Source organism: Crossiella sp. NPDC003009 (genome assembly GCF_053591555.1).
The window spans coordinates 16,453-41,324 of the sequence record NZ_JBSFUA010000027.1; the positions used below are offsets into that span (position 1 = coordinate 16,453).

A 24,872-nucleotide genomic window follows, 5' to 3' on the forward strand; every position below is an offset into this window, starting at 1 on the left:
GGTCAGAAGGTGCGGATCACGGCGAAGGACTCCGGGGGGAGGAGGAGGGTTTCGCCGGGTTCCACCGGTGCGGAGGACAGCAGGACGGTGGTGGACGGGTAGGGGAGCTCGGTGGGGGTGGCGGCCAGGTTGACTGCTACCCGGAGGTCTCCCCGGTGCATGACCAGCCAGCGTTGTTGTTCGTCGTAGTCGATCTGGAGGCGGTCCAGGCGGGGGTCGGACAGTGCTGGGTGGTCGCGGCGGAGGTGGATCAGGTTGCGGTACAGGGTGAGCAGGGTTGCGTGGGGTGGCTGGGCCAGCTCTGACCAGTCCACTGTGGACTGTTCCAGGGTTTCTGGGGCCATGGGGTCCGGGACGTCTTCGGCGGACCAGCCGTGGTCGGCGAACTCGCGGCGGCGGCCGGTGCGGACCGCTTCGGCCAGGGCCGGGTCGGGGAAGGTGGCGAAGAACTGCCAGGGGGTGTTGGCGCCCCATTCCTCGCCCATGAACAGCATGGGGGTGTACGGGCCGCACAGGACCAGGGCGGCGCCGCAGGCCAGCAGGCCGGGGGACAGGGTGGCCGAGAGGCGGTCGCCGGTGGCGCGGTTGCCGATCTGGTCGTGGTTCTGCAGGTAGGCCAGGAAACGGTGGCCGGACTGGCGGTGCGGGTCGATCGGGCGGCCGTGGGTGCGGCCGCGGAAGGAGGACCAGGTGCCGTTGTGGAAGAAGGCTTCCCGCAGGGTGCGGGCCAGGGACTCCAGGGAACCGAAGTCGGCGTAGTAGCCCTGGCGTTCGCCGGTGAGGGTGGTGTGCAGGCAGTGGTGGATGTCGTCGGCCCACTGGGCGTGCAGGCCCAGACCGCCGGCCTCGCGTGGGGTCACCAGGCGGGCGTCGTTGAGGTCGGACTCGGCGATCAGGGTCAGCGGGCGGCGCAGGTGTGCGGACAGCGACTCCACCTCCACCGCCAGCTCCTCCAGCAGGTGCGTGGCGCGGCGGTCGGACAGGGCGTGCACCGCGTCCAGGCGCAAGCCGTCCACGTGGAAGTCGCGCAGCCAGGACACCGCGTTGTCGATGACGTAACGGCGGACCTCGCCGGAGTCCGGGCCGTCCAGGTTGAGCGTCGGACCCCAGATCGTCTCGCCGGCGAAGTACGGGCCGAACCGGTCCAGGTAGGCCCCGGACGGGCCAAGGTGGTTGTAGACCACGTCCAGGATGACGCCCAGGCCCTTGCCGTGGCAGGCGTTCACGAACCGCTTGAAGCCGTCCGGGCCGCCGTAGGACTCCTGCGTGGCGTACCAGAGCACCCCGTCGTAGCCCCAGCCGTGCGGGCCGTCGAAGGAGTTGACCGGCATCACCTCCACGAAGTCCACGCCCAGCTCCACCAGGTGGTCCAGGCGTTCGATCGCGGCGTCGAAGGTGCGGCCGGGGGTGAACGTGCCGATGTGCAGCTCGTAGATCACCGAGCCCGGCAACGCCCGGCCGGTCCAGTTCTGGTCGGTCCAGGCGAAGTCGTGCCGGTAGACCCTGGACAGCCCGTGCACGCCGTCCGGCTGGCGCAGCGAGCGCGGATCGGGCAGCGCAGTCGGATCGTTGTCGAGCAGGAAGCCGTAGTCGTTGCCGGACAACGGTTCCGCCGATCGCCACCAGCCGTCCTGGTGGCGGCGCAGGTCGTGCTCGGCGCCGTCGAGGCGCAGCCGGACCCGCTCGGACTTCGGCGCCCAGACGCTGAACTCGCTCATGACCGCACCAGCAGCGCCACCGGGTACGGGGACAGCAGCTCGGCCAGCCGGGGGCAGCCGGAGACCTCACGGCCGGTCAGCGCGTCCGTCCACGAGCCCTCGCCGATCGGTAGTGGCAGCACCGTGGACCGCCAGCCACCGGCCGCGCCCAGCCCCACCGGCAACCGGGTCGCCACCGCCACCAAGTTCAGCTCCGGCCCGCGCGCGAACACCAGCGCGTGCTCAGCGGAGGGACCCTCGGCGTCCAGCGGCCGGTAGCCGGTGAACAGCTCCGGCCGGTCCCGGCGCAGCCGCAGCACCCGGGAGGTCAGCAGCAGCTTGGCCGCGCCCAGCTCGTCCACCTCCGGCAGCCAGCCGGAGTCGATGCGCGCCAACAGGTTGCGCCGCGCGGCGAAGTCCACCGGCCGCCGGTTGTCCGGGTCCACCAGGGAGAAGTCCCACAGCTCGGTGCCCTGGTACACATCCGGCACCCCCGGCCCGGCCAGCTGGATCAGCTTCTGCCCCAACGAGTTCGACCAGCCGTGCACCCGGACCGCCTGAGCGAAGGCGGCGACGTCCGCGGCCAGCTCGGTGTCGGCCAGCACCCGCTCCGGCCAGGCCGCCACCACCGCGTCGAACTCGGCGTCCGGGTCGGTCCATGAGGTGGCGACCTTGGCTTCCTTGGCCGCCTTCGCCAGGTACTCGCGCATCCGCTCCGGGCTGATCGGCCAGGCCCCCACCAGGGTCTGCCAGGCCAGCAGGTTCAGCGAGGGCTCGGGCAGCCCGGCCCGGTCGGTCCACCGGCGCACCGCACCGGCGAACTCGTCCCGCACCTCGGCCAGCACCGCCAGCCGGGCCCGCACGTCCTCCGAACGCTTGGTGTCGTGGGTGGACAGCGTGGTCATGGTGGCAGGCCAGCCCGCCTCGCGCGCGGCGTTGCGGAAGTGCAGCTCGGCCACGGACACCCCGAACCGGTCCAGCGCCCCACCCACCTCGTTCAGCGCGGCGAACCGGGTGCACCGGTAGAACGCGGTGTCCTCAACGCCCTTGGCCATCACCATGCCCGAGGTCTGCTGCACCCGCTGGGTCAGCTCGCACTCCGGATCGGTGAGCATCCGCTGACCCACCAGGCTGATCACGTCGGAGAGGTCCGGCCGGGCCATGCTCGCCGCGGCCAGCGCCGCGCACAGCGGCCCACGCCCCTCCGGCAGATAACTCCGGTAGACCCGGAAGGACGACAGCAGCTCGGCGATCCCGGCCTCCGCGCGGGCGGGGTCGAACTCCGGCAGCAGCCGGGCGATCCGCCGCACCTCCGCGGCCAGGATGGTGCCGGCCGCCCGGCGACGGCAGCCGCGCTCCACCTCGTGCACCTGCACCGGCACACCCAGTTCCGCCGCCAGCCTGGTGAACACCGGCTCGCCCTTGGGATCCACGAACACCCCGCAGATCTCCCGCAGCGCGTCATAACCCGTCGTGCCCGCCACCGGCCAGGAGGTCGGCAGCGCCTCGTCCACGCCGAGGATCTTCTCCACCACCAGCCACACCTCCGGCGCGGCCGCGCGCAGCCGCCGCAGGTAGCGGCCGGGATCGGTGAGACCGTCCGGGTGGTCGATCCGCAACCCGGTCACCTGCCCGGCGGACACCCAGCGCAGCAGCTCGCCGTGAGTGGCCTGGAAGACCTCCTCGTCCTCCACCCGCACCGCGGCCAGCTCGTTGATGTCGAAGAACCGCCGGTAGTTCAGCTCGGTGGAGGCCCGCCGCCAGTCCACCAGCCGGTAGTGCTGCCGCTCGTGCACCACCCTCGGCGAGCCCTCCTCGGTGCCCGGCGCCAGCGGGAACCGCAGGTCGCCGTAGACCAGGCAGTCCTCCTTGATCTGCAGCTCGTCCAGCGCCGCCTCGTCATCGGCCAGCACCGGGATCAGCAGCGGCCCGTGCGACCACTCCACGTCGAAGTAGTGCGCGCACGGCGAGGACTGCCCGAGCTTGAGCACGTCCCACCACCACGGGTTGGCCGCGGCGTCGGCCACCCCCATGTGGTTGGGCACGATGTCCAGCACCAGCCCCAGCCCGCGCTGGCCGAGCCTGGTGCTCAGCGCGGCCCGCCCGTCCGGCCCGCCCAGCGCCGCCGAGGGCTGGGTCGGGTCGACCACGTCGTAGCCGTGCGTGGAACCGGGGGCGGCCTGCAGCACGGGGGAGGCGTACAGCGCGCCCGCGCCCAGCTCGGCCAGGTAGTCGGCCAGTTCGGCCGCTGCGGCGAAGGTGGTCTCCGCGTTGAGCTGCAACCGGTAGGTCGAGCTGGGCGTGGTCATCGGTGGTAGCCCCCGTGTGGTGTGTGAGCTGGTCAGTCGGTGCGCTGGAGGACGAGCAGCGACCGGTCGACGACCTTGATCGTCTCCCCGCCGCGGACCGTGCGGGCCTGGGTGGGTGTGCCGCCTGCGATCACCCCGGTCACCACACCGCCGCCGGAGCCGGCCAGCGCCTCACCGGTGGCGGTGTCCAGCACGACCGCCCACTCCTGGCCGTAGTCCGAGTTGGGCACGGTCAGCTCCATCTCCCCGTCGTGGGCGTTGAAGCAGAGCAGGAACGAGTCGTCGGTGACCCGTTCGCCCCTGGCGTCCAGGTCGGTGATGCCGTCGCCGTTGAGGAAGACCATGATGCAGCGCCCGAACCCGGATTCCCAGTCCTGTTCGGTCATCTCCTCACCGGCCGGGGTGAACCAGGCGATGTCGCGCAGCTCCTCGCCCTTGCGCACCGGCCTGCCTCGGAAGAACCGACGCCGCCGGAACACCGGGTGGTCCCTGCGCAGCCGCGCGGTGGCCCTGGTGAAGTTCAGCAGGTCCACATTGGACTCCAGCAGCGACCAGTCCACCCAGGACAGCTCGTTGTCCTGGCAGTAGGCGTTGTTGTTGCCCCGCTGGGTGCGGCCGAGCTCGTCGCCGTGGGAGAGCATCGGCACGCCCTGGGCCAGGAACAGCGTGGCGATGAAGTTGCGCCGCTGCCGGGCCCGCAGCTCGTTGATCTCCGGGTCGTCGGTCGGCCCCTCGGCCCCGCAGTTCCAGGAGCGGTTGTCGTCGTGCCCGTCCCGGCCGTCCTCGCCGTTGGCCTCGTTGTGCTTGTCGTTGTAGGAGACCAGGTCGTTGAGGGTGAACCCGTCGTGCGCGGTGACGAAGTTGATCGAGGCGTACGGGCGGCGGCCGTCGTCCTGGTACAGGTCGGAGGATCCGGTGATCCGCGAGGCGAACTCGCCGAGGGTGGCCGGTTCGCCGCGCCAGAAGTCGCGCACGGTGTCCCGGTACTTGCCGTTCCACTCCGTCCACAGTGGCGGGAAGTTGCCGACCTGGTAGCCGCCGGGCCCGACGTCCCACGGCTCGGCGATCAGCTTGACCTGGCTGATGATCGGGTCCTGCTGCACGATGTCGAAGAACGCGCTCAGCTTGTCCACGTCGTAGAACTCGCGGGCCAGCGTGGAGGCCAGGTCGAACCGGAAGCCGTCCACCCGCATCTCGGTCACCCAGTACCGCAGCGAGTCCATGATCAGCTGCAGCGTGTGCGGGTTGCGCGCGTTGAGCGAGTTCCCGGTGCCGGTGTAGTCCATGTAGTGCTGCGGCTCGTCCTCCACCAGCCGGTAGTAGGCGGCGTTGTCGATACCGCGCAGTGACAGCGTCGGCCCGAGGTGGTTGCCCTCGGCGGTGTGGTTGTAGACCACGTCCAGGATCACCTCGATCCCGGCCTCGTGCAGCGCCCGCACCATCGCCTTGAACTCCTGCACCTGGTTGCCCTGTGCGGTGATCGCGGCGTAGCCGTCGTGCGGGGCGAAGAAGGCGACGGTGTTGTAGCCCCAGTAGTTGGTCAGCCCGCGCTCGGCCAGGTGGTGGTCGGTGATGAACTGGTGCACCGGCATCAGCTCCACCGCGGTGACGCCCAGCTCCTTGAAGTACTCGATCATCACCGGGTGCGCCAGCCCGGCATAGGTGCCGCGCAGCTCGTGCGGGACCTCCGGGTGCTGGATGGTCAGCCCGCGCACGTGCGCCTCGTAGATCACCGTCTGGCTGTACGGGGTGCGCGGCGGCCGGTCGCTGTTCCAGTCGAAGAACGGGTTGATCACCACCGACTTGGGCACGTGCGGCGCCGAGTCGAGGTCGTTGCGCTCCTCGTGGTCGTCGAAGCGGTACCCGAACAGGGACTCGTCCCAGTCGATCTGCCCGTCCACGGCCTTGGCGTAGGGGTCCAGCAACAGCTTGTTCGGGTTGCACCGCAGACCGTTCGCCGGATCGTGTGGTCCATATACCCGATAGCCGTACCGCTGGCCGGGTCCGACGCCCGGCAGGTAGCCGTGCCAGACGAAGCCGTCGACCTCGGGCATGCGCATCCGGGTCTCCGTGCCGTCCTCGTCGAACAGGCAGAGCTCGACCCGCTCGGCGACCTCGGAGAAGAGGGTGAAGTTGGTCCCCGCGCCGTCATAGGACGAGCCGAGGGGATAGGCGTGGCCGGGCCACGGCCGCATGGCTGCTCCAGGGTGAGTTGTCGCGGGACGACGCTGTCCTGTGGGTAATGCCCATAATCTGGCGCGACAACGCTAGCGAAGCGAACGTTCACCATCGCGGCGGGTAGGTGAACAGCTACCTCGGGCGCTCGAACTCCGCGACCCAGCAGCTGCCCCGGCTCGGCCTGCCGGTGTCCTCGGCCCGCTCCACCTGGCGTTCCCGCAGGTCATCGGCGGTGAAGAGGTCCAGGTCGGCCCGCACCAGCGGCCACGGCGGCCCGTCGGCCTCGGCCGGTGGCTGCTCGGCGGAGCGGGCGATCACCAGCAGCGTGCCGCCGGGCGCGACCAGCTCGCGCACCCCGGCCACCGCGCCTTCGCGCAGCTCACGGGGCAGGGCCTGCACGGTGAAGATCTCCACCACCAGGTCGAAGGCGCGGTGCCACTCCGGCGGCAGCGCGAACAGGTCCGCGGTGGTGTAGTGCACCGGCGAGTCCGGGCGGCGCTCCCGGTTGGTCCGGATCGCGGTCTCGGAGATGTCGAAGCCGGTGGTGGCGAAGCCCAGCCCGGCCAGGAACTCCGCGTCCGCGCCCAGCCCGCAGCCGACCACGACCGCCCGCTGCCCGGCCCCAGGCTGCCCAGCACCGGCCAGTCCGGCCCCAGCCTGCCCAGCACCCGACTGCCCGGCCCCTGGCGAGCCGGCCCCGGACAGCCCGTTCCCGGCGGCCCAGGCGGCCAGCAGCGGCTGCGGGGCCTGGCGGTCCCACGGCATGTCCACCCCGCCGTCCGCGCCGGCCTGGTAAAGCCGGTCGAACCAGGCGGTCGGGGCGCCCTCGGCCAGCGCCTCGTGCGCGAGCCTGCCCGCCAGGGGCTCCCAGTCGGTCATGCCTGCGGCAGCAGCTCTGGCGCGTGCTCGCGGACCGCGGCGGTGACCTGGCCGATGCTCGGGTTGACCATCGCGGCCGGTCCGACGAACACCGTGGGCACCACCTCGTTGCCGTTGGCCACCGAGCGCACCCGCGCCGCCGCCTCCGGGTCCTCCCAGATGTTGACCTTGCGATACGGCAGCCCCGCCTGGTTCAGCGCTCGCTCCAGGCTCATGCAGAAGCCGCAGCCCGGCCGCCAGTAGAACTCCACCGCGTTCTCGCTCATACCTCACGTTTACCCGCAGCGACCGTGCCTAGCCAAATCCGACCGATGGGCCAGCGCAGAGTGGCGGTTTTGACGACCTACCGTCACCGGCAAGCACCCTGTGTTGCTCTTTTCCGGTAGGACCTGCCTGGAGACAAGCGTGCGCTTTCGTGCGCTTCTAGGGTGTTCGATGTGTCGCGGCAGGGCGGGTTCATCGCGGCGTTCGGAATCGCCGAGTTCCGTGCGCTGTGGCTCGCGGAGCTCCAGTCGGTGGTGGGAGACCAGCTGGCCAAGGTCGCGCTCTCACTGCTGGTCTTCGAGCGCACCGGCTCGGCCCTGCTCACCGCGGGCGCCTACGCGCTGACCATGCTGCCCCAGCTGGTCGCCGGTCCACTGCTGTCCTGGCTGGCCGACCGCTACCCCCGGCGCCCGGTGATGGTGCACACCTCGCTTGCCCAAGCGCTGCTGGTCGGTCTGATGGCCGTGCCCGGCATGCCGCTGTGGCTGGTCGCCGCCCTGCTGGTGCTGGTCCAGCTCGCCCAGGCCCCGTTCGCCGCGGCCCAGGCGGCCACCGTGCCGGTGGTGCTCACCGGCGAGGTCTACCAGGCCGGGCAGGCGCTGCGGCAGATCACCGCGAACGCGGCCATGCTGCTCGGCCTGGCCGGCGGCGGCCTCGCGGTCGGCCTGCTCGGACCACATCTCGCGCTGGCCATCGACGCGGTCACCTTCGCCATGGTCGCGCTGCTCGTCCAACTCGGCGTCAAGCACCGGCCCGCGGCCCGCGAGACGGTCGCCGCCGAGGTCAGGAGCACCTCAGGGGTGCGGGTGGTGTGGCGGAGCAGGCGGCTGCGCGCGCTGCTCGGGCTGTCCTGGCTGGCCGGGATCGCGGTGGTGCCGGAGGGACTGGCCGCGCCACTGGCCCTGGAGTACGGCGCTGGCCCGGCCGCGGTGGGCTGGCTGCTCGCGGTGGACCCGGCCGCGTACGCGCTGAGCACCTTCCTGCTCACCCGCTGGACCAGCACCGAGACCCGGCTCCGGCTGCTCGGGGTGTTCGCGGTCGGCTCGGTCGCGGCCCTGCTCGGCTTCGCCGGGGTGGGCCTGGCGGGCGCGCTCGTGCTGCTCGCGATCTCGGGCGCGCTGGCCGCCTACCAGGTCACGGCGGCGGCCGAGTTCATGGCCGCGGTGCCGGACGCGGACCGGGGCGCGGCCTATGGCGTGGCTCGCACCGGGCTCCGCGTGGTGCAGGGTCTGGGCGTCGTGGCGGGCGGTGTGACCACGGAGCTGGTCGGGAGCCCGAGCACGACGGTTACCCTGGCAGGGGCCGTTGGCCTGGTCCTGGCGGTTCCGGCCGCGTGGGCATGGCGGCGGTCACGTCAGGAAGGTCCGGTGAGTCCGTCATGGGTGTGAGACTCAGCGGATGCCGGTCACACGGAGTGCAAAACGGGGTACACCGGTGTAACGACGCCGGGCTGCGGCGCCGACAAACCAAGCGAGAGTCACCAGTCGCGGTCAGTCACGGGAATCACCTCCGGTCGGCTGCGGTGGGTGCGGGCGAAAGGGGACGGCCATGACCTTCACCAGTCGCGGTCGGACACGGAGACCACCTCCCCGGGAGGTCAGCGCCACGCTCAGGCCGCAGCTACACGACACCCGTGTGCCGGGCACACGGGATAGAGGTATGAACAGTGTGGGGGGTCAGTCGCACACCGGCCAAACGAAGAAGCGGGAATCGTTCGCACGAATTCGCCCGAGTAAATGGGCGCTGTGGTCGCTGCCTCGGCGGGTAATCGTTTATCTGCTGGTAGTCGAGGCGGTGGTGCTGACTGCTCTAGTCACATCCGCGCTGGCCATGGACGCGCCCGCCGGCCGGGAATGGCTGACTTGTCTAGTCCTCATCGCCTGCGGTGCGGCGCACGTGCACCTGTCCCGGCGCACCGAGGAACAACGCCGGGGGAGCACACCGGGCCCGCATATTGATCTTACGAGTATCTGGACCCTGCCCGCGGTTCTGCTGTTGCCGGTGCCGCTAATGGCATTGGTCGTCATCGCCATTCGCACGCAGCGTTACCTCATCGCGCGCCGCCCGCTGTTCCGGTTCGCCTTCAGCACCAGCAGCATCCTGCTCGCCGCGCTGTCCGCGCACGAGGTGCTCGACCTGCTCGGCACCCCGGCCTGGACCAGCGCCCACCCGTTGACCATGCTCGCCGAGGCGGGCACCACCGCGGCCGCCGGGTTCAGCTACGGCCTGACCCAGCTGCTGGTGGTCGCGGGCGTGATCGCGCTGAGCACCCCCAAGCCCGACCTGACCGAGCTGTTCGGCACCGCCCCGGACAACGCCCTGGAGGCCATGACCGTGGCCCTGGGCGCGGTCGCCGCCGTGGTGCTGATCCACAACCCGTTCCTGGCCTTCGCCCTGGTCCCGGTCGCCGCCGTGCTGAACCGGATCGCGCTGCTGCGCCAGCTGGAGCGGGACGCCTCCACCGACGCCCTCACCGGCCTGCTCAACCGCAGGGGCTGGCTGGACCGCGCCAACCGCACCCTGGTCCGCGCCGACCACCAGGCCGCGCTGCTCATGCTGGACCTGGACCACTTCAAGTCGATCAACGACACCTACGGCCACGTGGCAGGCGACGACGTGCTGCGCGCGGTGGCCGAGGTCCTGCGCGAGAGCACCCGTGCGGGCGACCTGGTCGGCAGGTGGGGCGGCGAGGAGTTCATCGTGCTGCTGCCCGAGGTCAGCCGCCTGGAGGCGCACACCGTGGCCGAGCGCATCCGCGCCAGGGTCCGCGAGATGCAGGTCCCCACCACGCACCGCCGAGGCGGCCACGTGGTCATCATCGACGACCGCACCACCTCCGTCGGCCTGGGCATCTCCCCAGACCACGGTCCAGACCTGGACAGCCTGGTCGCCGCCACCGACGCCGCGCTGTACCGGGCGAAGGAGAGCGGCCGCGACCGGGTCGAGGCCGCCGAGGCCGCGGTCCGCCTGCCGGAACAACGCGAGGCCTGACCCCTCACCAGCTGAGCTTGTTGAGCCTGCGCATCAGGTAGAGGTCGGCCACGATCGCCTCCACCGCCAGCGCGGGCAACGCGGCCCACACCAGCACGTTCGCTGCCCGGTAGAGCCCCAGCGCCAGCCGCGGCCGCACCTGGGCCAGCCGAGGCCACCGCGGCCCGCGCAACACCCGCACCCGGTACCGGAACCGCAGCACCAGCCCGAACATCAACCCCACGACCAGCATCGCCAGCGCGAGCGGCGACAGGGAACCGGCGAGGGCCGCCTGCAGCAGCACGCCGGCGCCCTGGCCGCTCAGGTAGGCGAACAGCAGCCAGAGCAGGGCGGTGGTCAGCGCCGAGCCGAGGACGCGGAGGAAGTAGGAGGTCGGCATGGGGCGGCCACGCAGGTACTCGACGGAGGGCGGCCCCGGCGGCACGTACGGCACCGGCTGGACCGGCTTGGTCGCGGCCACCACCGCCAGCCCCGGCCACACCAGCTCCGGCGCGACCCGCACCGGGGGCTCCGCCACTTCCGCATCTGGCCGCACCGGCTCAGCTGCGCTCCGCACCGCGGGGTCCGCCACCTCCGCACCGAGCCGCACCGGCTCCAGGGCGGCCCGCACCTTGGCCTCCGCGCCCGGCCGCCCGGATTCCCGCCGCAGCAACAGGTCCCCGCTGGTGTCGCCCAAACTCCCCTTCGGCCGAGGCAGTTCCCGCCGAGCCAGCGCCGCCGACACCGACCGGAACAACTGCTGCACCGTCAACGGCGCATCCCGCAACGGCGACCCGTCCTGGAGCAGCCGGATCACCTCCCCGGTGAACGCGGTGTGCGCCTCACCCACCGGCGAGTGCGACCGCTCATTGCGCGGCGAGGACGCGATCACCGCCGTCCCCCGCACGTCCACCTCCTGGATGTCCACCCCCGCCGTCGACATCGTGCTCACCGCGAGCCCCGAGTAACAGCAGTCCAGCAACAGCAACCGGGTCCGCGCCGGCGAGCCCTCGATGATCTCCCTGACCGAGTCGAACGGCACCCCGGTACCCCACAGGCTGCGCTGACTCGTCTGCCGCACCCCCAGGAACAACCGCTCCTTGACCGCATGCCGGATCCCGTGCCCCGCGTAGTAGACCAGCAACAGGTCCTCGGCCTGCCCAGCCACCGCGGCCAGCCGGTCCAGCAGACTGGCGGGGGAGTCCGGGGTGTCGATCACCGTGCACTGGCCGCGGTCCAGGATGCCGGTGTCCGGATCGGTCAGCGCCCGGCGCAGGTCGGCGAGGTTGTTGCCGACGGCGGGCAGCGGCGGCAGCTCCTCGGCGTGCAGGTAGTCACTGGTGCCGATCAGCACCGCCCTGGACAACCGGCGCTCCGGCGGCCGGTGCACCTAGGCCTCGCCGGTGTTGATGGTGATCGGGCCGATCATCACGTCCCCCGCAGGGTCGATTACTCAAAGCGATGACGCTATCCCAGCGGGCGCGGCGGGAGTGTGCGGACAAGTCACGTTGCCGCAAAGCTTCGGCCACCACCGCCGGTGGCAACGGGAGGCCGAGCGCTCACCAGTGGAAGGCGTCCAGTGGGCGGCTTCGGCGGATGAACAGGTAGGTCACGCCTCCGATGCCCTCGGCTGCGATGAGGTAGATCGAGGATGGGGCGTCTCCGGGGTCAACGGCGATGCCGATCACGATCACGGCGAGGAGCAGCACCGCTGTCCACAAAGCCACGGTCCCCACTCGACCCAGGACGAGGGCGGCTCGTGGCCGCACGTCATCCAGCCGAGGGCGGGTCCGGCCGAAGCGCACCAGGTTCCGGTATCGCAGGTACAGGATGAGCCCGCACACCCCGGCCAGGGCGGGGCCCACCACGGCCAACGGCAGGTTGGTGCCCGTCACGCCGCGCATGCCGTCGAGGACGCTGGACAGGCCGAGGGAGGACAGCAGGATCAACAGTGTCCACAGCAGCATGGTGCAGAACCTGGACCAGGCCTCCAGGAGGAAGTAGAAGCGAGGCAGCTGGTCATCGGGTGACGGTGGCGCTGACGGCGGGAGGGGTTGCGGCGAGGTGGGCGGGGCAGTGTCCAGTGACCGAAGTCCGGTGTCCGACGGCGGCGGGCCGGCGCTCACCGGTGCGAAGGCGGGGACCGGGAGTGGGAAAAGGAAGTCCATCGGCAGGGGGGCCAGCCCTAGCTGTTCCGGAGGTGGGTTCGGGGTCGGGGCCATGGGGATCGTCGGCGGTGCGGGGCTTGGCGGTGTCATGGCGACCGGGGCTGGCTCAGGTGCCGCCGGTTCTCGCCGCAGCATCAGATCCCCGCTGGTGTCGCCCAGGTTCCCCTTGGGGCGCGGCAGATCCCGTCGGGCCAGCGCGGCCGACACCGACCGGAACAGCTGCCGCACCGTCAGCGGCGTGCCCGGCAGCGGCGACCCGTCCTGGAGCAGCCGGATCACCTCTCCGGTGAACGTGGTGTACCGCTCGCCCACCGGTGCGAGCGAGCGTTCGTTGCGCGGTGAAGACGCGATCACCGATGTCCCACGGACGTCGACGTCCTGGATGTCCAGCCCCGCGCCGGACATCGTGCCCATCGCCATCCCCGCGTAGCAGCAGTCCAGCACCAGCAACCGGGTTTGTGCCGAGGAGCTCTCGATGATGTCCCGCACCGACTCGAACGGCACCCCGGTGCCCCACAGGTTGCGCCGGGTCGTCCCGCGCACCGTGAGGAACAGCTGGTCCCGTCCGGCCTGGTTTCGCTCTCCGTGGCCCGCGTAGTAGACCAGCAACAGGTCCTCGGCCTGGTTCACCGCCGCGGCCAGCCGAGCCAACAGGCTCGCGGGGGAGTCCGGGGTGTCGATCACGGTGCACTGGTCCCAGCCCAAGATGCCGGTGTCCGGATCGGTGAGCGCCCGACGGAGGTCGCTCAGGTTGTTGCCGACCGCGGGCAGCAGCGGCAGCTCGTCCTGGTGCTCGTAGTCGCTGGTGCCGATCAGCACCGCGCGGGACAACCGGGGGTCAGGCGGCCGGACCATTCAGGCCTCGCTGTCGAGAACCTTGCGCACCTCGGCCAGCACGGCCTGCGCCTCGTCGGCTGACCCGCACTGCAAGGTGACTTCACCACCCTTGCTCGGCCGGATCTTCAACGACACCCGCCGCGCGTCCGTCCGCCGGTTCAGCCAGCCGAGCAACGACCGGGTCAGTGCGGCCGCCGTCCCGCTGGTCACCAGGATCACCACGGCCTCCAGCTCGGCGCCCATCTCGTCGGGACGTACCGGCCGGCTGGCCAGATCGACCCGCCCACGCAGGTCATCCTCGCCCCGCAACCACCCGGCCAGGTCCCGGAGCTCCTCGGAGTCCTCATTGCCTATCTCGATCTTCACGCCGGCCATTGCTCGCCCTCTGGGTACTATTGATTACTCAGAGCGATGACGCTAGCGCAGTGGACCCGATCCGGATGTGCGGACAAGTCACGTCCGGGCAAAGATTTCGCATATATCGACGGTGGGCCCGCGCGATGGTCACCGCGAGCCCACCGTCGGTGGCTCAGGCCCCGGTCTTGCGGAGCTGCTCGTTCATGATCAGGAACGCGCCCAGCCCGTGGAAGTCGTTCGTGTTCCGTGGTCGCTTCAAGTAGTACGACAGGTCCCCGACGTTCGTCCCCTCGCTGATGTCCCGCACGTTGGTCAGCCCGTCCGAGCCCACGCTCGCCTTCGCCAGCACGCCCTGGTACCCCTTGCGGCTCACCGCGCTGAAGCTGGCGTCCAGGTACCCCCGCTCCACCCCGCGCGAGAGCATGAAGGTGTACATCGCCGAGGCGGAGGTCTCCGTCCAGTTGCCACTCGCGGTGGGCTTGTCCACCACCTGGAACCAGCGTCCGGTGGCCGCGTCCTGGTAGCGCTGGTAGCCGCGGGCCAGGTGTTGCACCATGGCGATCACCTCGGCTCGGCGGGGATGGTTGGCGGGCAACACTTCCAGGATGTCGATGGCGGTCATGCCGAACCAGCCGATGGCTCGTGCCCAGTGCTCGGCGGAGTGCCTGCCGGGGTTGTTCGCCCACGGCTCGGAGCCGTCCTCGTCATAGGCGTGCCAGAGCAGGCCGTTGTCGTGCTTGAGGTTCTTGAAGTAGGCGGCCAGGTTGCGGACGGCTTCGTCGTAACCGTAGGTCTCGTTGTACTGCTTGGCATAGTCGGCGATGAACGGCTGTGCCATGTACACCCCGTCCGCCCACAGCTGGCCCACCTTGCCGGCCGCGTGGAACATGCCGCCGTCCTTGGTTCTCGGGTAGGCCGGGAACCGGTTGCGCAGCTTGTCCGCCGCCTTCTTGTACTTCGGCTGCCCGGTCTCGGCGTGCAGGATGATCAGCAGGGTGGCCGAGCGCATCGCGTCCAGGTTGGTGAAGTTGTTGCTGATCTCGCCGTTGGTGTTGACGAAGCGGTCCACCCACGCCTTGATGTAGTCGAAGTACTTTTTCTCCCCGGTGCGCTTGTAGACCAGGTACTGGCCGTACAGGTACAGCCCCCTGGTGTAGCTCCAGCCGCCCAGCGTGGCGGGGGTGTAGCGCTTCATGGTCGAGTCCACCACCGCCTTCGACCAGTCCTCCGGCGCGGGCGCGGCGACGGCCGCCGGGGTGCCCAGCGCGGTGGTCATGGCCAGCAGCAGGCCGAGCACCAGCCCGCGGGCGCGGGTTGTCGTGATCACGTCGTCCACCTCTCGATGTAAAGGTAATCATCCGATCTCATGGCGAACGGTGGCGGCGAGGCGGTGGCGGTTCGTCCAGCACACCGGGGGTCGGGGGAACCTGTCAAGGGCCAGAGGGCGTTGTCTTGCCCATGGAGTAGCCGGAATGACAGGTTGACGGCGGTTTTGGCCAGTCCTACGCTCGGGTCGGCCACACATCCGATCTTTGAGCAACGTTTGTATAAGTTGCCACGTACGGACGAGGTGCTGATGGACGAGGGGACCGCGGGCATCTCCCGCAGGGGCTTCCTGGGTGCGGCGGTGGCCGGCTCACTCGCCGGATCGCTGGCCGGGCCGCTGAGCGGGCAGGCCCTGGCCGCCGAGCCGGTCGAGGCCGCCGGGACCGGGCTGCGCGACCGGATGCGCACCGAGGCGGCCTGGGCGGAGTTCCTCGGCGCGCAGGACCTGCGCTGGGCCCGGGTGCCCCGCACCTGGTACGAGGGCCCGTTCCTGGGCAACGGCTTCCTGGCCACCAGCGTCTACCGCGAACCCGGCGCCAACGCGCTGCGCTTCACCGTGGACCACAGCCAGGTCCAGGACCACCGGCCCAGCTTCGGCAACGAGTGGGGCGTGGCCAGGCTGCCGGTCGGCAGGCTGCTGCTCACCCCGGTCGGCGCCATCACCGGCGTGGACCTACGGCTGGACCTATGGCAGGCCGAACTGCGCGGCACCATCACCACCGACCGCGGCAGCCTGGAGATCCGCGCGATCGTGCACAGCGTCCGCGCACTGCTGCGGATCTCGGTGCGCCCCAGCGCGGGCGAGCGGGACTTCACCCTCGCCTTCCACCCGGCCGAGGCGATCAGCCCGCGCACCATCCGCGAGGACCCGCCCAAGGACTTCACCCGGAACCCGGCCCCTGAGCTCCGCACCGCGGGCGATGTGCACCTGGTCGTGCAGCCCATGGTGGCCGGTGGCCAGACCGCCACCGCCTACCGCAAAGCCAAGGGGCGCAACGAGACCACCCTGCTGCTCTCGGTCGCGCACACCTACCCGGACACCACCGCCGAGCAGTTCGCCCGCACCACCGTGCGCCGCGCCGCGCTCACCGGCGAGGACGAACTGCTGCGCGAGCACCGGAACTGGTGGCACGACTGCTATCGCCGCAGCTTCCTGTCCATTCCGGACGGTCTGCTGCAGAGCTTCTACTGGATCCAGCTGTACAAGCTCGCCAGCGCCTCCCGCGCCAGCGGCCCGGTGATGGCCACCACCGGGCCCTGGCTGGAGCCGACGCCCTGGCCCTCGGTGTGGTGGAACCTCAACGCCCAGCTGCAGTACTGGCCCGTGCACGGCTCCGGGCACCCCGAGCTGGACCCGATCCCGCGCACCCTGGCCACCCACCGGCAGACCCTCGTCGACGGCCTGCGCCCGGAGTACCGGCACGACTCGGCCGGACTGCGCCGCAGCACCGACGCCCAGTTCGACGACGCCGGATTTGTCGGCGTGCCGGGGAAGACCTCGCCGGACCCCGAGGTCGGCGACCTGCCGTGGCTGCTGCACAACGTGTGGCTGACCTACCGGCACAGCATGGACGATCGGGTGCTGCGTGAGGTGCTGTACCCGTTGCTGCGCAAGGCGATGAACTACTACCTGCACTTCCTCGCCCCCGGACCGGACGGCAAGCTGCACCTGCCGCCCACCTTCTCCCCGGAGTACGGCAGCGCGCCGGACTGCAACTACGACCTGGCGCTGATCCGCTGGAGCTGCGCGACCCTGCTGGAGTCGGTGCGGCTGCTGCGCGTGCACGACCCGCTGGCCCCGCGCTGGCGGGAGGTGCTGGACACCCTGGTCGACTACCCGGTGGACGGCAACGGTTTCATGATCGGCGCGGGCGTGCCGTTCGCCAAGTCGCACCGGCACTACTCGCACCTGCTCATGGTCTACCCGCTCTACCTGGTCACCGCCGAACAGCCCGAGCACCGCGAGCTGATCGACCGCTCGCTCCGGCACTGGATCAGCTTCGAGGGCGCGCTGCGCGGCTACAGCTTCACCGGCGCCGCCTCGATCGCCAGCCAGTTCGGCCGCGGCGACGACGCGCTGAAGTACCTGCGCGAGCTGGTCGCCCGCTTCCTCCAGCCCAACACCATGTACTACGAGGCCGGGCCGGTCATCGAGACCCCGCTTTCGGGCATGCAGTCCCTGCACGACATGCTCTGCCAGAGCTGGGGCGGCATCATCCGGATCTTCCCCGCGGTGCCGGGCGAATGGGCCGAGGTCACCCTGCACGACTTCCGCACCGAGGGCGCGTTCCTGGTCAGCGCGGTGCGCCGCAACGGAAAGACCGAGTTCGTGCGCATCCGCAGCCTGGCCGGCGAGCCCTGCCGGGTCCGCACCGGCATCCCCGGCCGCCTCACCGTGCGCGACACGCACGGCCGCCCGCACCGGTACAAGCAGGGCACCGGCGACACCATCGAGATCGAGCTGCGCCGCGGGCAGGAGGTCATCGTGCACGCCGCCGGCGCCCGGCCTGACCTCACCATCGCCCCGGTCACGGTCACCACACCCGCCGCGCCCTGGGGCCTGCCGCCGCTGCCACCCGGCGGCGACATGGTCACCGTGGACCTGGAACCCTTCTACACCAACGACGGCATCACCAACGAGTTCTACCTCGGCGACGGCGACTTCGACGGCACCGGCCGCACCTACCCCTCCGGTGCGCTGCCGCAGAACGGTTCCCTCACCAACGACGGCGTGCCGTTCCGCTTCACCAACGGCCACGAAGGCACCAGGAACAACGTCATCGCCGCCGGACAGACCCTCGAACTGCCCGAGGGCAACTACCGGAAGCTGCACCTGCTGGGCGCCAGCGACAACGGCAACACCGACACCGCGGCCACCCTGCACTACGCCGACGGCAGCACCGCCCCAGTCCGCCTCGCCCTCACCGACTGGCTCTCCCCGGCCGCCTTCGGGGAGAGTGAACCGTTGCGCACCAACCAGATCCACACCCGAACCGGACCCGTGGACCGCAGAGCCACCGTGTTCCACCAAATTCTCGCCGCCGACCCCGCTCGGCGACTGCGCGCGATCACCTTGCCCGCCAGCACGAAACCCCGTTCGCACGTCTTCGCCGTGACATTGGAGAAAGCCACCAACCCCGACTGAGGAAGGGGAACTCCATGTCCGAGCAACCGCATCGGATAGACCGCAGGAACGCACTGAGACTCGGTGCCCTCGGCGCACTGGCCGCCGGGGGACTGGCCGCCCCGCAGGCCGCCGCCGCCCCGGCCCGCACCAGCGCGGTGGAGCCCGGACCGGCCGACTGGGTGCTGCGCTGGAACCCGAACCCAGCCACCGACAAGCTCCGCGCCTTCGAGGGCCTGGAGGACGACCGTTCCGGCTCGCACCAGGGCGTCAAGCACATCCACGCGCTGGCCGACCACTGGCGCTTCGACATGCACACCAGGGACCGCGACGGCTCCGACCGGCAGCGCAACGAGTCCAAGGGCATGCGCACCGGCGACACCCTGCACAAGATCCAGGAAGGCCAGACCTGGCGGATCACCTACCAGACCTACATCCCCAGCTCGCTCACCGCCACCACCCGGTTCAGCCACATCTTCCAGATGAAGGTGCAGGACGTGGGCGGACCGCTGATCACCATGACCCTGCGCGAGCGCAACGGACCCAAGATCGAGATGCTCACGCTGCGGGACGACGACGCCAACACCGTGCACGCCCCGGTGCCGCTGACCCCGTTGCAGAACAAGTGGATCGACATCGAGTTCGAGGTCAAGGCGGTCAACAGCGGCGGCTACGTGCGCTGGGTGATCAAGGACGGCGGCCGGGTGGTGCAGGACTACCGGACCACCGCGGTGGACATGTGGCGCGGCAAGAACTACCTGCGCCCCAAGTGGGGCATCTACCGCAGCATCGAAAGCGCGGGACTGAAGGACTGCTACCAGCTCATCCGTGGCTACCAGGGTTACATCCTCCAGTGACAGCAAGGGAGTAGCGGTGAACAGGTTGGCGCGCAAGCTGATCGCCTCGATCGGCGCGGCGGGCACCGTGCTCGGGCTCCTGGTGGCGCTGCCGCAGCAGGCGGCGGCGCTACCGGACGGGCTGGCGCTCACCCCGCCGATGGGCTTCAACAACTGGAACGCCACCGGATGCGCGGTGGACGAGAAGCTGATCAGGGACACCGCCGACCTGTTCATCAGCAAGGGACTCAAGGACTCCGGCTACGAGTACGTCAACATCGACGACTGCTGGGCCGCACCGGAACGCGACCCCGTCACCAAGCGGCTCACCCACCATCCAGAGCGTTTTCCCAGCGGCATCAAGGCTTTGGCCGACTACGTGCACGCCAAGGGCCTGAAACTGGGCATCTACACCAGCGCGGGCACCCTCACCTGCGCCAAGACCATGCCCGGCGCGCTGGACCACGAGGAGATCGACGCGCAGACCTTCGCCGACTGGGGCGTGGACTACCTCAAGTACGACAACTGCAACAACCAAGGCCGTCCCGCGCTGGAGCGCTACACCAAGATGCGCGACGCGCTGCGGAAGACCGGCCGCAAGATCGTCTACTCGCTGTGCGAGTGGGGCGAGAACAAGCCGTGGGAGTGGGGAGCCGAGGTCGGCCACCTGTGGCGCACCACCGGTGACATCACCGACACCTGGGCCAAGACCATGGACATCATGAAGCGCAACGCGGTGCTGGCCGAGCACGCCGGTCCCGGCCGGTGGAACGACCCGGACATGCTGGAGGTCGGCAACGGCGGCATGACCGACACCGAGTACCGCTCGCACTTCAGCCTCTGGTCCATCATGGCCGCCCCGCTGCTGATCGGCTCGGACCTGCGCAAGGTCACCCCGGCCACCTTCGACATCTTGAACAACCGCGAGGTCATCGCGGTCGACCAGGACAAGCTGGGCAAGCAGGGCAAGGTGCTGTCCAACAGGGACGGTCGCTGGATCTTCGCCAAGCCGCTGGCCAACGGTGACACCGCGGTCGCGCTGTTCAACGAGACCGAGGTGGCCGCCCGGATCAGCACCAGCGCCACCGAGCTCGGCCTGCCCAAGCGGGCCGGGTACAAGGTGCGGGACCTGTGGCAGCACAAGGACTTCCAGACCGCGGGCGAGGTCTCCGCGGTGGTCCCGCCGCACGCCACCGTGATGTACCGGATCTCCACCGGCGCGGACTGGATCTGGCAGCAGCCCGCGGTCACCACCGGCCTCGACCTGGCCACCACCGTCCCCGGCATCCCGGCCAACCTCACCCCGGCCGGGCGCACCTTCGAGGTCGGCGTCTCCGCCACCAACCTGGCCCGCACACCCGTCTTCGACCCCAAGCTCACCTTGACCGTGCCGCCGAAGTGGCACGCCAGGCTGGTGCGCACGGACCGCCGCCGGCTGCTGCACACCGGTGAGACCGTGCGCGCGGTCTACGAGGTCACCGTGCCAGCCGCCACGCCGGACGGGTCAGCGAAGCTCCACAATGGACTGGAGTTCGCCTGGGCCGGTGCGGGCAAGGTGATCCTGGGCGGCGAGCAGCAGCTCATCGTGCCGCCCATGGTGCCAGGCGCGGTCAGCAGCCTCGGCGACGTCCGCTCGGCCGTGGAGCACGGCGGCTACGGCCCGGTCGAACGCGACATGTCCAACGGCAGCTACCGGCCCGGCGACGGCAAACCCCTGACCATCAACGGCAAACGCTTCGCCAAGGGACTCGGCGGGCACGCGCCCAGCACCCTCACCTACTATCTGAACAACCGCTGTACCAACCTGACCGCCACCGTCGGCATCGACGACGAGCGCGACGAGCGGCAGCTCGGCTCGGCCACCTTCGAGATCTGGGCCGACGGCCGCAAGGTCGCCGACAGCGGCCTGCGCACCTGGCGCGACGACGCCGTGACCCTGTCCGCCGACCTCACCGGCGCCCGCTACCTCAAGCTGGTGATCACCGACGGCGGCGACGGCGTGCAGTTCGACCGAGGCGACTTCGCCGACCCCGTGCTCACCTGCCACCTGTGAGGAACTCCTTGACCCGCAAGCGTTACGCGCTCATCGGCACCGGACACCGGGCCACGATGTTCCTGCGCGCCCTGACCGTCGAACACACCGGCACGGCCGAACTGGTCGCGCTGGCCGATGTCAACCGGACCCGGATGACCGCGCACAACCGGCGGCTCTCCGGGCTCGGCGCGGCCCCCGTGCCCGAGTACCCTGCCGAGGACTTCCTGGCCATGCTGGACCGGGAGGCCGTGGACACCGTGCTGGTCACCACGGTGGACCGCACCCACGACGAGTACATCATCGCGGCCCTGCACGCCGGCCGCGATGTGGTCACCGAGAAGCCGATGACCACCGATCCCGAACGCTGCCAACGCATCCTGGACGCGGTGGCGGACACCGGGCGCACGGTCACGGTGGCCTTCAACTACCGCTACCAGCCGGTCTTCGAGCGGCTCAAGCAGATCATCGCGGCCGGGGAGGTCGGCGAGGTCGGCTCGGTGCACTTCGAGTGGCTGCTGGACACCCGGCACGGCGCGGACTACTTCCGCCGCTGGCACCGGGACAAGGCCAACTCCGGCGGCCTGCTGGTGCACAAGGCCACCCACCACTTCGACCTGGTCAACTGGTGGCTGGACACCGAACCGGCCGAGGTCTACGCGCAGGGCCGGCTGTTCTTCTACGGCCCGGACAACCTCCGGCGACACGGCCACGATCCGGCGGCCTTCCGGCTCGACCTCACCGAGGACCCATGGCTGCGCGAGCTCTACCACGAGGCCGCGCACGAGGACGGCTACCGGCGGGACCAGGACGTCTTCGCCGCCGGAGTGTCCATTGAGGACGATCTCGCGGTGCTCGCCCGCTACCACTCCGGCGCCACCCTGACCTACCACCTGACCGCCTACGCCCCGTGGGAGGGCGTACGGGTGATGGTCAACGGCAGCAGGGGCAGGGCCGAACTGGAGGTGGTGGAGGCCGATCCTGGTGGCCAACCGCACGCCAGCCTGTGGGTGCGCAAGTTCTGGCAGCCGCCACAGCAGGTACCGGTGTCCGCGGAGGAAGGACACGCCACCGCCGACCGCAGGCTGTGCGCGGCGCTCTTCGGCGCGGAAACCGAGGACAGCACCGGCAAACGCGCCGACCACCTGTCCGGGGCGCGCTCGCTGCTCACCGGGTTCGCGGCCAACCGCAGCCTGGTCACCGGCGGACCGGTGCGCACCAGCGAACTGGGGATTCGATTGTGCGGAGACTGGCGCTGCTGACCGCGCTGGGCCTGGTGTTCGGGGACCTGGCAGGACTACCTGGCCACCGCCAGCAAGCTGACCGAGGGCCAGCTGGCCGGCGCCCCAAGGGCGACGGCGCGGTCTACAAGCTCATGCAGCGGCTCAACGAGGAGGTCGTCTCCGGCCACAAGACCATCGACGAGGCGGTCCGCCAGTTCTTCACCGATGCCGCCAACCACCTGAAGTGAGCCCAGTGTGACGCGCCTCCCGCACAGGGCGGCGCGCACCGGCCATAGTGGGTGCCATGGCCGTCCTCGGTGCGCTGCTGTGGATCTGCTCGGCGCTGCTGTGCGTCGGCGGCCAGCTGATCACCGCGGCGGCCTGGGAACCGCCCTACTCCTGGTACCAGGACCTGGTGGGCCACCTCGGCAACACCGGCTGCGGCCTGTTCATCGAACCGCACGGCGGCCCCCAGTTCGTCTGCTCGCCGCTGCACCCGCTGATGAACACCACGCTGGTGCTGGCCGGGCTGTGCGTCATCGGCGGCACGTTGCTGCTGCGCGGGCTGTGGCCGCACGGCTGGGCCGGGTCCGCCTCCTTCGCGCTGATGCTGGCCACCGGCGCGCTGGAGGCGCTGACCGGCCTGGTGCCGGAGAACATCAACCGCACCGGGCACGCGCTGGCCGCGCTCAACCTCCCGGTCGGTGGGATCGCGGTCTTCCTGGTCAGCCTGGCCGTGGTGGACCGGGCGCGGTGGATCGGCGTGTTCGGCTGCCTGGCAGGCGGGCTCGCGGTGACCGCCTCGATGCTGTTCACCGCGGGGCAGTACTCGGCCCAGGTGCTGCACTTCGGGCTCGGCCCCGGCGGCATGGAACGGCTGGCCGGCTACCCGTTCCAGCTGTGGCTGCTGGTGATCGGGCTCATCCTGTGTACCGGGCCAGGCCGTGCAGGATGTCGTGCCTGCTCACGATCAGACGCTGCTGACCGGCGCGCTGCATGAGCAGCTGCACCGCCAGCGCGCAGGCAGGCAGCACGTCGGCCAGGTGCGGATAGGGCGTGACCAGCGCGCGCCGGGTGTCCGCGGGCATGGTGAGCAGCTCGGCGGTGGCCACGGTGACCTCCTCCTCGGTGATCACCGCGTGGTGCAGCGGCTGTTCGGGACCGGGCCGGTCGCCGAGCACGAAGGCGGCGATGCCGGCCACCGACTCCGACACCCCGACCAGCCGGGCGGTCCGCCAGCCCGGCACCGCGGCCAGCGCGTGGTCGACCACGAAGGTCATGTCCTGCCTGGCCTGCTCGATCTCGTCCTCGGTCGGCGGATCGTGCTGGAAGTAGCGGTCCGCCAGCGCCGCGCAGCCCAGGTCGACCGAGGCGATCCGGTCCACAGTGGACACTCCGAGGGCCAGCTGGGTGCTGTGGTTGCCGATGTCGGCGACCAGGTGCGTCACCTGGCCCGCGCCCGGCAGGTCGCCGACCGCGCCGGCGAAGGCCAGCTCGGCGCACTCGGCCGCGCTCAGGGTGTCCGGTTTGACGCCGAGGGTGTCCAGCGCGATCGCGGCCAGTGACTCGTCCGCGCCGGTGCCGCACAGCCGCACCTTGTGCACCTGGAGCTCGGCGATCACCTCGGCGTAGCCGGCCAGCACCGCGCGCGCCCTGGGCAGCGCCTCGTCGCCGGGCTTGAGCGGCTCGAACCGCCTGGTGACCTCGGTCAGGCCGGCGCCGTCGGTGGTAGCCAGGTCGGCGACCAGCAGCTGGATCGAGTCAGCGCCGCACTCAATGGCCGCGACCCTGCCGTGTGGCACCACAACTCTCCCCAGCACTCGACTGCTGCCGAGCCTAGGGATCTTGGCGAAGGGCCGGACAGGGCAGAACGGGTGACGACACTCACGCGAAACCGCCCCACTCAGCTGAGCAGGGACTCCGGGTCCAGCGTGTATCCCGTTTCGTCCACCAGTCGCCCGTCCTGAAGGAAGATCACCTGATCGGCCCACGCCGCATGGCGGGCCTCGTGGGTGACCAGCACCCCCGCCGCGCCCGCGTCGCAGCGCGCCCGCAGCAGTCGCAGCACCGCCTCACCACTGTCGGAGTCCAGCGCCCCGGTCGGCTCGTCGGCCAGGATCAGCCTGCGCGGGCCGACCACCGCCCTGGCGATCGCGATGCGCTGCTGCTGGCCGCCGGAGAGCTGGTCGGGGAACAGGTCGCCGATGTCGGCGATGCCCAGCTGGGTCAGCGTCTCCCGCGCCTCGGCCCGCGCGGTCCGGGCAGGCACCCCGTCCAGTTCCCTGGGCAACGCCACGTTCTCCGCCGCGGTGAGCGCGGGCACCAGGTTGTACTCCTGGAAGACGTAGCCGATCGTGTTGCGCCGCAACGCCGCCAGCTCAGCGGCGCGCAGCGTGGCCAGGTCGCGCCCGTCCACCGTCACGGTGCCCGAGGTCGGCACGTCCAGCCCGCCGGCCAGGTTCAGCAGGGTGGACTTGCCCGACCCGCTCGGCCCCATCACCGCGACCAGCCGTCCGGGCTCGACCGTCAGGGTGACACCGCGCAGCGCGTGCACACTCCGAGGCCCGCTGCCGTGCCTGCGGTGCAGATCGGAAAGAGCCAGCGTGGGCGGCCTACGGTCTGCCATGGCGAGCAGTCTGTCAGCTCAGGGTGGCTGGTCCATAGGCACAGCC

The 24,872-nt window shown here is 70.6% G+C and carries 19 protein-coding genes; 8 read left to right on the forward strand and 11 right to left on the reverse strand.

Translation table 11 applies throughout. The features are described 5' to 3' along the window. Positions 1-2: 2 nt before the first annotated feature. The 5 genes from treZ to ACWDY5_RS25430 form a co-directional block, all read right to left on the reverse strand. Complete coding sequence (treZ, locus tag ACWDY5_RS25410; RefSeq protein WP_449724666.1) at positions 3-1,718, reverse strand: malto-oligosyltrehalose trehalohydrolase; 1,716 nt, start codon at positions 1,716-1,718, stop codon at positions 3-5. Then, positions 1,715-4,006 carry a malto-oligosyltrehalose synthase gene (gene treY / locus ACWDY5_RS25415; protein ID WP_449724667.1) on the reverse strand — a complete coding sequence of 764 codons (2,292 nt, stop codon included), beginning with the start codon at positions 4,004-4,006 and terminating at the stop codon, positions 1,715-1,717. The genes treZ and treY overlap by 4 nt, the downstream gene beginning before the upstream one ends. A 32-nt stretch (positions 4,007-4,038) precedes the next feature. Further along, the gene (gene glgX / locus ACWDY5_RS25420) at positions 4,039-6,201 is read right to left on the reverse strand and encodes a glycogen debranching protein GlgX (RefSeq protein WP_449724668.1); all 2,163 of its coding nucleotides are present in this window, start codon (positions 6,199-6,201) and stop codon (positions 4,039-4,041) included. Positions 6,202-6,316: 115 nt separating this feature from the next. Then, positions 6,317-7,063 carry a class I SAM-dependent methyltransferase gene (locus ACWDY5_RS25425; protein ID WP_449724669.1) on the reverse strand — a complete coding sequence of 249 codons (747 nt, stop codon included), beginning with the start codon at positions 7,061-7,063 and terminating at the stop codon, positions 6,317-6,319. After that, the gene (locus ACWDY5_RS25430) at positions 7,060-7,329 is read right to left on the reverse strand and encodes a glutaredoxin domain-containing protein (RefSeq protein WP_252485587.1); all 270 of its coding nucleotides are present in this window, start codon (positions 7,327-7,329) and stop codon (positions 7,060-7,062) included. Before ACWDY5_RS25430 ends, ACWDY5_RS25425 begins: the two co-directional genes overlap by 4 nt. A 162-nt stretch (positions 7,330-7,491) precedes the next feature. Here ACWDY5_RS25430 and ACWDY5_RS25435 point away from each other — a divergent pair, with 162 nt between their 5' ends. Continuing rightward, positions 7,492-8,715 (forward strand): MFS transporter, encoded by a 1,224-nt coding sequence (locus ACWDY5_RS25435; protein WP_449724670.1) that lies wholly within the window; start codon positions 7,492-7,494, stop codon positions 8,713-8,715. A gap of 622 nt (positions 8,716-9,337) precedes the next feature. After that, positions 9,338-10,318, forward strand: coding sequence for a GGDEF domain-containing protein (locus tag ACWDY5_RS25440; RefSeq protein WP_449724671.1), 981 nt, complete (start codon positions 9,338-9,340; stop codon positions 10,316-10,318). A gap of 4 nt (positions 10,319-10,322) precedes the next feature. On the opposite strand, the gene ACWDY5_RS25445 is transcribed toward ACWDY5_RS25440, so the two are convergent. The 4 genes from ACWDY5_RS25445 to ACWDY5_RS25460 all read right to left on the reverse strand — a co-directional run bounded on the left by ACWDY5_RS25445 (position 10,323) and on the right by ACWDY5_RS25460 (position 14,935). Then, positions 10,323-11,687, reverse strand: coding sequence for a caspase family protein (locus ACWDY5_RS25445; protein ID WP_449724672.1), 1,365 nt, complete (start codon positions 11,685-11,687; stop codon positions 10,323-10,325). Between the two features lie 169 nt (positions 11,688-11,856). Next, complete coding sequence (locus tag ACWDY5_RS25450; RefSeq protein ID WP_449724673.1) at positions 11,857-13,320, reverse strand: caspase family protein; 1,464 nt, start codon at positions 13,318-13,320, stop codon at positions 11,857-11,859. Next, positions 13,321-13,668 (reverse strand): effector-associated constant component EACC1, encoded by a 348-nt coding sequence (locus ACWDY5_RS25455; RefSeq protein ID WP_449724674.1) that lies wholly within the window; start codon positions 13,666-13,668, stop codon positions 13,321-13,323. Positions 13,669-13,831: 163 nt separating this feature from the next. Continuing rightward, positions 13,832-14,935 (reverse strand): glycoside hydrolase family 88/105 protein, encoded by a 1,104-nt coding sequence (locus ACWDY5_RS25460; protein ID WP_449724731.1) that lies wholly within the window; start codon positions 14,933-14,935, stop codon positions 13,832-13,834. A gap of 300 nt (positions 14,936-15,235) precedes the next feature. On the opposite strand from ACWDY5_RS25460, the gene ACWDY5_RS25465 reads away from it, so the two are divergent. Genes ACWDY5_RS25465 through ACWDY5_RS25490 form a run of 6 tightly spaced genes read left to right on the forward strand, consistent with a single transcriptional unit; the run spans position 15,236 to position 23,200 of the window. After that, positions 15,236-18,130 (forward strand): glycosyl hydrolase family 95 catalytic domain-containing protein, encoded by a 2,895-nt coding sequence (locus ACWDY5_RS25465; RefSeq protein ID WP_449724675.1) that lies wholly within the window; start codon positions 15,236-15,238, stop codon positions 18,128-18,130. 14 nt (positions 18,131-18,144) lie between these two features. After that, a complete protein-coding gene (locus ACWDY5_RS25470; RefSeq protein ID WP_449724676.1) occupies positions 18,145-18,966 on the forward strand; it encodes a Tat pathway signal sequence domain protein in 822 nt (273 codons plus the stop codon). A 16-nt stretch (positions 18,967-18,982) separates the two neighbouring features. Continuing rightward, positions 18,983-20,998, forward strand: a complete 2,016-nt coding sequence (locus tag ACWDY5_RS25475; RefSeq protein ID WP_449724677.1) for an NPCBM/NEW2 domain-containing protein — start codon at positions 18,983-18,985, stop codon at positions 20,996-20,998. Beyond that, positions 20,995-22,239, forward strand: a complete 1,245-nt coding sequence (locus tag ACWDY5_RS25480) for a Gfo/Idh/MocA family protein (protein ID WP_449724678.1) — start codon at positions 20,995-20,997, stop codon at positions 22,237-22,239. Before ACWDY5_RS25475 ends, ACWDY5_RS25480 begins: the two co-directional genes overlap by 4 nt. Continuing rightward, on the forward strand, positions 22,218-22,448 hold the full coding sequence (locus ACWDY5_RS25485) for a hypothetical protein (protein WP_449724679.1): 231 nt from the start codon (positions 22,218-22,220) through the stop codon (positions 22,446-22,448). Before ACWDY5_RS25480 ends, ACWDY5_RS25485 begins: the two co-directional genes overlap by 22 nt. Before the next feature lie 56 nt (positions 22,449-22,504). Further along, the gene (locus ACWDY5_RS25490; RefSeq protein ID WP_449724680.1) at positions 22,505-23,200 is read left to right on the forward strand and encodes a hypothetical protein; all 696 of its coding nucleotides are present in this window, start codon (positions 22,505-22,507) and stop codon (positions 23,198-23,200) included. Here ACWDY5_RS25490 and ACWDY5_RS25495 read toward each other — a convergent pair. Then, the gene (locus ACWDY5_RS25495) at positions 23,121-24,002 is read right to left on the reverse strand and encodes a Ppx/GppA phosphatase family protein (RefSeq protein ID WP_449724681.1); all 882 of its coding nucleotides are present in this window, start codon (positions 24,000-24,002) and stop codon (positions 23,121-23,123) included. The two genes, ACWDY5_RS25490 and ACWDY5_RS25495, sit on opposite strands and share 80 nt — an antisense overlap. Before the next feature lie 101 nt (positions 24,003-24,103). Next, positions 24,104-24,826 carry an ABC transporter ATP-binding protein gene (locus ACWDY5_RS25500; protein ID WP_252485598.1) on the reverse strand — a complete coding sequence of 241 codons (723 nt, stop codon included), beginning with the start codon at positions 24,824-24,826 and terminating at the stop codon, positions 24,104-24,106. Positions 24,827-24,872 lie beyond the last annotated feature (46 nt).